The following is a 7857-nucleotide window of genomic DNA, read 5'->3' as shown; positions in this document are numbered from 1 at the left end:
CTTCGGCGCCGGCTCCCGCCGAGCGCTCCGCCGAAGCCGCGCGCAGCGGGGAAGCGCCATCCGGCGACGAGGACCGGCTGAACCGGCTGCTCGCCGCGAAGAAGCGCCGGGGGCGCTGAGCGGGAGCGGTGCAGCGCGATTGGACGCATTCGGGAGGCGAACGCTTGTTTTCCATGAATGCTAGCATTTTTTGTCTAATTTCGTTACAATGAATGGGAAAGGGGCTGCGGATTCGCCGCGACTCCAATGATGAAACGGGAGGGAAAGCCATTTGACCAACAATCGCTACTCTATCGGCCTAATCATCGTAGCAGTCGGCGTAATCCTGCTGCTTGGCAAGCTGGGCGTGTTCGGATTTTTTTGGGACGTATTCTGGCCCGTATTCGTTCTTGCTCCCGGTCTGCTGTTTCACGTTCTGTACTTCAACCGGGTTTTGCCTTCGGGTGTGCTCATTCCGGGAGGCATCCTCGTGACGAATTCGATCATATTTTTCCTTTGCACGATATTCAGCTGGAACTTGATGGCGTATTTGTGGCCGGGCTTCATATTTGCCGTAGCCGTCGGCTTGTACGAGTATTACTTGTTCGATAAGCACAGCCCGCGCGGCACATTCGTCGCCGCCATCATACTGGCGATCGTCTCGGGCGTATGCTTCAGCATGACGATTTTGTTTACGGTCGGGATTTATTTCATCGCATTGGTCTTGATTTTGGTGGGCGGTTATATGATTTTCAACAAACGACGTTCCTGGTGAGCACGCCGTGACCGTGAACTTTTGCTAGATCGCGGTTTTTTTATGATGGCACCTTCCGCTTCCGGTCTGAAGCGGAGGCATCATTTGGCCGGGCGATTTTTGGCCCGTTTTCTTGCATTTTCACGCCGCAATCTATATAATTCAATATGTGTCAAGCGTCGGCGCCACAAGTCCGACGCTTATTTCATGATTGCGGAATTAAAGCCGAAGCACCGCTTCGTCAGCTTCGCTAGCCATTACTTCACTTTTTGGGGATCAATAACGGGGTCCCCGGAAAGTACTCGGAATCGGCTTCGCTAGCCATTACTTCACTTTATGGGGCTCAGAAAGGATGAACACTGAATTTATGCACGCAAGGGACAAAATTCGCAACATCGCCATCATCGCTCACGTCGATCACGGCAAAACGACGCTCGTAGACAAGCTGCTGCAGCAGTCCGGAACGTACCGCGAGAATGAGTCGGTTCAGGAACGCGCCATGGACTCGAACGATCTGGAACGCGAGCGCGGCATTACCATTTTGGCCAAAAATACCGCCATTACGTATAAAGATTTTTTCATCAATATCGTCGATACGCCGGGCCACGCCGACTTTGGCGGCGAAGTGGAACGGATCATGAAAATGGTCGACGGGGTGCTCCTCGTAGTCGACGCCTTCGAAGGCTGCATGCCGCAAACGAAATTCGTTTTGCGCAAAGCGCTTGAACAAAATTTGACGCCGATCGTCGTGTTGAATAAAATCGACCGCCCGAACGCCCGGCCCGCCGAAGTCGTCGATGAAGTGTTGGACTTGTTCATCGAGCTCGGCGCGAGCGACGAGCAGCTCGACTTCCCCGTCGTATATGCATCCGCCCTCCAAGGGACATCCAGCCTGAATCCGGATAAGCAGGAGAGCAACATGGAATCGCTGTACGAGACGATCGTCAGCCATATCCCTCATCCGCTGGAAGATCCGGCTCAGCCGCTCCAATTTCTCGTTACCCTGATGGATTACAATGAATATTTGGGCCGGATCGCGATCGGCCGGATCAATCGCGGCATCGTCCGGCAAGGCCAGCCCGTTGCGGTTATTACGCGGGAAGGCAATGTGAAGCAGGCGCGCATCGAGAAGTTGTTCGGCTTCCAAGGCTTGAAGCGGATCGAGATCGAGCAAGCCGGTGCCGGCGACATCGTGGCGTTGTCGGGCATCAAGGATATCAACATCGGCGAAACGATTGCCGATCCGGCGAACCCGGAAGCTCTTCCCGTACTGAAAATCGACGAGCCTACGCTGCAGATGACGTTTGTCGTCAACAACAGCCCGTTCGCGGGTAAAGAAGGCAAATGGGTCACGTCCCGCAAGCTGCGCGAGCGGCTGTTCAATGAGCTGGAAACGGACGTCTCTTTGCGCGTGGACGAAACCGACAGCCCGGATGCGTTTATCGTATCGGGACGCGGCGAGCTGCATCTCGGCATCCTGATCGAGAACATGCGCCGCGAAGGCTTCGAGCTGCAAGTATCCAAACCCGAAGTAATCGTGAAGGAAATCGACGGCATCAAAATGGAACCGATCGAACGCCTGCTCATCGACGTTCCGGAAGACAGCATGGGCGCCGTTATGGAGAGCCTCGGCACGCGCAAGGCGGAAATGGTCAATATGATCAACAACGGAACGGGAACGGTCCGCTTGGAATTTCTCATTCCGGCCCGCGGGCTGATCGGCTACAGCACCCACTTCCTGACGCTTACCCGTGGCTATGGCGTAATGAATCACGCTTTCGATAAATACGGACCTTATGCCGGCGCCAATGTCGGCGGACGCCATCAAGGCGTGCTCGTCTCGTTCGAGTCCGGCGTGGCGACGACATACGGCATCCTCTCGATCGAAGACCGCGGCATTTTGTTCCTGCATCCGGGTACGGACGTATACGAAGGCATGATTATCGGCGAGCATACGCGGGATACCGACCTTGTCGTCAACGTCTGCAAGGAGAAGCAGCTGACGAACATGCGGGCCGCGAGCAAGGACGATACGGTGAAGCTGAAGACGCCGCGCATTTTCTCGCTGGAGCAGGCGCTCGAGTATTTGAATGAAGACGAATATTGCGAAGTAACGCCAAAATCGATCCGTCTTCGCAAAAAAATATTGAACAAAAGCGAACGGGAGAAAGCGGAGAAAATCCGGAAAATGGCCGAAGCGAACGTGTAACACCGTTTCGGCCTCCCGGCCCGTTCCGGCAAAGGGGGCGCTCGCACGTGCAGCAGTGGCTCGAAAATCATCCTTTGATTACGTATATTCTGATTTTCGTCTTTCTCGTATACGTTTATAACAAAGTGTTCCGCATGAGGAAGCTGCCTCTTCTGAAAGATATCGTCATCTATTTGACGATGGCGGTCGGAGCGGGCATCCTGTGGCTGTTTCAGCTCGACCTGCAGCTGCCGATCGTCATCAGTCTCGGGGTGGCGGTCGCGCTCATGCTGACCGTCCGGATCCGCTATTGGCAGCTCGATCGGGAAGCGCGCAAAAAAGGCGGGAACGTTCAGAAAAGCGGTAACACGGCCGACAACGAGCTTCAATCGGGCAAAACGGACAGCACGCAAGCGTAAAGCATGAATGCCCGACCAGCGGCATTGACGATTGCCCATCTTTCGCCGAACCGTTCGGCGCGAAGGGAGACATGACGTTTGTCCCGATTTTGGCTTGTTCCCATTTCGACATCGGATCCGTTTACGCTGGGCGGCGAACGGTTTATTTGCTCGCCCGACGAGGAGCTTGCCGAATTTCGGCAAGCTTTAAGCCGCTTTCGCCCGCAGCTGCTTCTTCCGTTCAAGGCGCACCTGCTCCCCGGGGAGGAAGATACGGACGCTTGCGGAACGGAACACGTTCCGTTTTCGTTGGCCGCCCCCGGAGATATCGTATTCGACGGGAAGGCGCTGCATTTGTCCGACTGCGCTTCGGCCATGCTGGACAGGCTGCCGGCCCCGGAAGAGGCGGGGAGACGGCTCGATGAGATCGAAGCTTCTTTCGCCACCGATCTGCCGGAGAACGTCCGAACATGGCTCGGAACGATGCGCCGGTGGTACGGGCAAGGTTTGCGCGTCATTATGCTTAAGGAGGAGCCGTAAGATGAAGCTGGAGGATGCTTTGTTCAATTGGCTGCAAATCCGACTTGTCGCCGATGCGAGACCGGACGACAACGCGGCGAAGGAGACCGAATCGTTTTTTGCGGAAATATTGCGGGACGACCATAAGCTTGGAAACGTACATATTGCCAACAAAGACGATACGATGATTCACGTCCGATATGAGAAGGACGGAAAGCCGAAGCTGCAAATGTACGATAAGGAGCACGCGGAGCAGCTTCTAGCCGATATCAATTCCAACCCGAAATACAATTAAGGCACTTTAAGTTCCTAAGAAAGTGGTGACCGGTCAATGCCGCCTGCCGCTTTGCCGCCGACTCCGCCGAAGCAGCGCCGCACCCGCCGGAAAAGCAGCCGGACGTTGATGAAGGTGCTGCTCTTTATTATTATCGTAATCGTCATTGCCGCAATCGCTTATGCAGGCTATTTGTATTACAAAATCGATTCGGCGCTCGATCAAGCCGGAACGGCTGATACGACTCCCGCCACGAAACCGGTCAACGCCAATCCGGTTACCTTATTGCTGCTCGGGATCGATACGAGACCGAAGAGCGCAAGTCTGAACACTGACGTCATCATGATCGCATCGCTCAATCCGCAGCGCAAAACGGCAACCGTCGTCTCGGTTCCGCGGGATACGCTCGTTAAAGCAAGCGGCTATTCGCAAAGCAAAGCGAACTCGTACTACGCCGCCTTTCTCCACAACGACAAAAGAACGGCGGATGTGAAGACGAAGGCGCTGTTCGGCAAATATTTGAACGTTCCGATCGATTACGTCGCGAGAATCGACTTCAAAGGCTTCGAGGAAATCGTCGACGAGCTCGGAGGGCTGACGCTGAATGTGGACATGAACATGTGCTATACGGATAAGCAGGATGGCACGTCCATCAAGCTGGCCAAAGGCACCCACGATCTGAACGGCAGCCAGACGCTCGATTTCGTCCGCTACCGGAAAGGCAACTGCCAAAACGCCGCCGATTCCAACGATATCGAACGGAACGAGCGCCAGCAGCAAGTTATAGGCGAGATGATCGGCAAGCTGAAATCGTTCGACGGCTTGCTCAAGCTGGGCTCCGTCATCGAAGCGGCCGGGAAAAACGTCGAGACGGACATCCCGTCCTCGCAAATCAAAAGCTTTATTCGGACATATATGGGCATCGATCGCGATAAAATAAACTATGTTCACCTCGTAGGCGAATGGCACAGTCCGTATATCAACATCCGTGCGGACGAATTGAAGAAAGCCCAGACCGCCTTGCAGGAACAGCTCAAATAACGCAAGCTTCCGCGCGACGCATGCCCTCACAATCGGCTATGGCTGACAGGCCGCGCCTTATGGTATACTGGAAGCAAGCCGCACTTCAGGAGGATGAACGTATGGCTGAAACGATTACCGCTTTGTCGGAGCAACAACTGTCGCAACTTCAGAAAGAAAAGCTCGTACTGCTCGCCACGATCGATGCGGAAAGCGGATTTCCGAGCGTAAGCGCCATTTCGTGGGTATATGCCGACAGCTTGACGAATATCCGTTTCGCAATCGACCAAAGGTCCCGTATCGTAAGCAACGTAACGAAGCATCCGCAAGTGACGCTTACGTTTTTCGGCGAAGGCAAAGTCAACGCGGTATATGGCCATGCCTCCATCGTTACGGACGCGCTTGATGGCGTTCCGTTCAAGCTGGCATGCTTCGACGTGCGCGTCGAAGTGGTTCGGGACGCGATGTTTTACGGCTCCCGCATTTCCGTCGAGCCCGAATACGAGAGAACGTATGACAAGCGTGCGGCGGATAAGCTGGACGGACAAGTTTTTGCCGCAATGAAAAAAGCCTAGTTCCATCGGAACCGGGCTTTTGTGTCTTTTTCGGCATATGGGCGGGCGTTACATTTGCTTGCCGCCCATCTGATTCGCATCGTCGGTTCTGGCCGGCGGATTGCCCTGCGGCGTAATGTCCTTCGGAATTTGCGGTACGATGCGGCCGATCATGTCGGCAAGCTCCTCCGCAAAGCCGGCGATCGGACGCCCTTGGCGAATGTCTTCGCGAATTTCCGCAATGCGTCCCGCCATATCGATGTCGGCCGTGACGAACGCGTGCACGCCGTACGGATCTTTGCGCAGTGCCTCGGAGACGGAATATTTGATGACGTCGACGCGGCTGCGTTCGAGCTCGGGATCGACATTGATGCCGACGATGGCCGTATTGCCGATGATGACGCATTTGGCGCTTCTGACTTGGGGAATGCTTGACGCCAGCCCCTCGAGCCGTGCGGTCACTTCTTGCCTGTTGCGGATCTCCGGTTTTTCCGGTACCGTCTGCTTCACTTTTATTCCGTTTTGCCCATCCGGTATGGGGGAAGCTTCATTGCGCGGCGCACGCGTGCAGCCGCCCATGATTGCAATCGCCAGCGCGAGGACAACAACTTTTCGCATCTGAATCGCTCCTATCTGTACCTGAATTCGCCATGGTTAGTTTGTCCGTTTCGTCATCGAATATGTACAACAATAGCCAGACGACAAGCCGGGAGGGGACGCTCATGAAAAAAGTGTACGTATTGGATACGAATGTCCTGTTGCAGGATCCTAACGCCGTCTTCGCTTTCGAAGACAACGAAGTGATCATTCCCGCAGTGGTGCTGGAAGAAATCGACGCGAAAAAGCGCAACGCCGACGAATTGGGCCGCAACGCCCGAACCGTCTCGCGACTCTTGGACGGACTCCGCGAAAAAGGAAGGCTGCACGACGGAATCGATCTGGAACGCGGCGGAAGCATCAAGGTGGAGCTGAATCATCGCAGCTTTCAAAAATTGCAGGACTTGTTCGGAGAAATTACGAACGACAACCGTATATTGGCGGTAGCGCTGAACTATCATCTGGAGGAACAGCAGAAGACGGAACCGAGACCGGTCGTGCTGGTCAGCAAAGATACGCTCGTGCGGATTAAAGCCGATGTGCTCGGGATTACGGCGGAAGATTATTTGACGGACCGGGTCGTGTCGACGACCGATCTGTATCCGGGGTATTTGACGCTTCATGTCCATCCGGGCATTATCGACAGCTTCTATAACGCCCGTTTCTTGTCCGTTGCCGAAATGAACCAGTATTACCCTTACAAGTTCCATCCGCATGAGTTTGTCATTCTGAAGGATGAACTCGGCACATCCAAGTCGGCGCTGCTGAAGGCGAACGCGGATGCGAAACGGCTGGACCCGTTATTTTTGAGCAATGAACCGATATGGGGAATCGGAGCCCGCAACGTGCAGCAGCGGATGGCGCTCGAGCTGCTGCTGAACGACGATATTCCGCTCGTCACCTTGACCGGCAAGGCCGGGACGGGCAAGACGCTGCTGGCGCTCGCCGCAGGCCTCATGAAGATCGAGGACGAACGGAAGTACAAGAAGCTGCTGATCGCGCGTCCGGTCGTTCCGATGGGCAAAGATATCGGTTATTTACCCGGAGAGAAAGACGAGAAGCTGCGTCCTTGGATGCAGCCGATTTACGATAATTTGGAGTTTTTGTTCGACACGAAGAAAGCGGGAGATATCGAAAAAATATTGGCGGGCATGGGCAGCATCCAGGTGGAGGCACTCACATACATTCGCGGACGCTCCATACCGGGCCAGTTCATCATCATCGACGAAGCGCAAAACTTATCGAAGCACGAAGTGAAAACGATCGTCTCCCGCGTCGGCGAAGGCAGTAAAATCGTCCTGATGGGCGATCCCGAGCAAATCGACCACCCGTACTTGGACGCCTACAGCAACGGGCTCACTTATGTGGTGGAACGGTTCAAAGCCCAAGGGATAAGCGGCCACATCAATCTGGAGCGCGGGGAACGGTCGCATTTGGCCCAACTGGCTGCGGATTTGCTGTAATCGGAGAAGTGAAATAAAGAAAGAAGTTCGCGTTATAACACGCGGACTTTTTTCTATTGCAGAAAAATGTCGAATAAAGTCGAATAAATACCGAAGGAGGTGAGGATTTCG

Annotated in this window: 10 protein-coding genes; 8 read left to right on the top strand and 2 right to left on the bottom strand. The window is 54.6% G+C overall.

Features of this window, described 5'->3' with window-relative positions; all coding sequences use genetic code 11:
- Window positions 1-187 (bottom strand): hypothetical protein (locus FE783_RS38435; protein WP_238403256.1); only part of this gene is annotated, 187 nt, incomplete at its 3' end.
- Between the two features lie 84 nt (window positions 188-271).
- On the opposite strand from FE783_RS38435, the gene FE783_RS25700 reads away from it, so the two are divergent.
- The 7 genes from FE783_RS25700 (at window position 272) to FE783_RS25670 (ending at window position 5707) form a co-directional block, all read left to right on the top strand.
- Window positions 272-754, top strand: coding sequence for a LiaF transmembrane domain-containing protein (locus FE783_RS25700; protein ID WP_138882245.1), 483 nt, complete (start codon window positions 272-274; stop codon window positions 752-754).
- Window positions 755-1100: 346 nt separating this feature from the next.
- Window positions 1101-2942 (top strand): translational GTPase TypA, encoded by a 1842-nt coding sequence (typA, locus tag FE783_RS25695; RefSeq protein WP_138882254.1) that lies wholly within the window; start codon window positions 1101-1103, stop codon window positions 2940-2942.
- A 47-nt stretch (window positions 2943-2989) separates the two neighbouring features.
- A complete protein-coding gene (locus FE783_RS25690; RefSeq protein WP_138882244.1) occupies window positions 2990-3340 on the top strand; it encodes a YlaH-like family protein in 351 nt (116 codons plus the stop codon).
- A gap of 78 nt (window positions 3341-3418) precedes the next feature.
- Entirely contained in the window at window positions 3419-3859 is a 441-nt protein-coding gene (locus tag FE783_RS25685; protein WP_138882243.1) for a hypothetical protein, read from the top strand.
- Window position 3860: 1 nt separating this feature from the next.
- Window positions 3861-4133, top strand: coding sequence for a hypothetical protein (locus FE783_RS25680; RefSeq protein WP_138882242.1), 273 nt, complete (start codon window positions 3861-3863; stop codon window positions 4131-4133).
- A gap of 36 nt (window positions 4134-4169) precedes the next feature.
- Window positions 4170-5153, top strand: coding sequence for an LCP family protein (locus tag FE783_RS25675; protein ID WP_138882241.1), 984 nt, complete (start codon window positions 4170-4172; stop codon window positions 5151-5153).
- Window positions 5154-5254: 101 nt separating this feature from the next.
- Window positions 5255-5707 (top strand): pyridoxamine 5'-phosphate oxidase family protein, encoded by a 453-nt coding sequence (locus FE783_RS25670; RefSeq protein ID WP_138882240.1) that lies wholly within the window; start codon window positions 5255-5257, stop codon window positions 5705-5707.
- 48 nt (window positions 5708-5755) lie between these two features.
- On the opposite strand, the gene FE783_RS25665 is transcribed toward FE783_RS25670, so the two are convergent.
- Window positions 5756-6304: a YhcN/YlaJ family sporulation lipoprotein gene (locus tag FE783_RS25665; RefSeq protein ID WP_138882239.1), complete on the bottom strand. Its 549-nt coding sequence runs from the start codon at window positions 6302-6304 to the stop codon at window positions 5756-5758.
- Between the two features lie 104 nt (window positions 6305-6408).
- On the opposite strand from FE783_RS25665, the gene FE783_RS25660 reads away from it, so the two are divergent.
- Window positions 6409-7746 (top strand): PhoH family protein, encoded by a 1338-nt coding sequence (locus FE783_RS25660; RefSeq protein WP_138882238.1) that lies wholly within the window; start codon window positions 6409-6411, stop codon window positions 7744-7746.
- Window positions 7747-7857: the final 111 nt, after the last annotated feature.

Origin of the sequence: Paenibacillus mesophilus, assembly GCF_005938385.1 — a bacterium.
In the GTDB taxonomy this organism is placed as follows: domain Bacteria; phylum Bacillota; class Bacilli; order Paenibacillales; family NBRC-103111; genus Paenibacillus_AB; species Paenibacillus_AB mesophilus.
This window is presented reverse-complemented; position numbering and strand designations above follow the sequence as displayed.

Coding starts and splice junctions, on each gene's coding strand:
- FE783_RS25680 (WP_138882242.1), top strand. CDS start 3,861: ATGAAGCTGGAGGATGCTTTGTTCAATTGGCTGCAAATCCGACTTGTC.
- typA (WP_138882254.1), top strand. CDS start 1,101: ATGCACGCAAGGGACAAAATTCGCAACATCGCCATCATCGCTCACGTC.
- FE783_RS25665 (WP_138882239.1), bottom strand. CDS start 6,304: ATGCGAAAAGTTGTTGTCCTCGCGCTGGCGATTGCAATCATGGGCGGC.
- FE783_RS25675 (WP_138882241.1), top strand. CDS start 4,170: ATGCCGCCTGCCGCTTTGCCGCCGACTCCGCCGAAGCAGCGCCGCACC.
- FE783_RS25660 (WP_138882238.1), top strand. CDS start 6,409: ATGAAAAAAGTGTACGTATTGGATACGAATGTCCTGTTGCAGGATCCT.
- FE783_RS25670 (WP_138882240.1), top strand. CDS start 5,255: ATGGCTGAAACGATTACCGCTTTGTCGGAGCAACAACTGTCGCAACTT.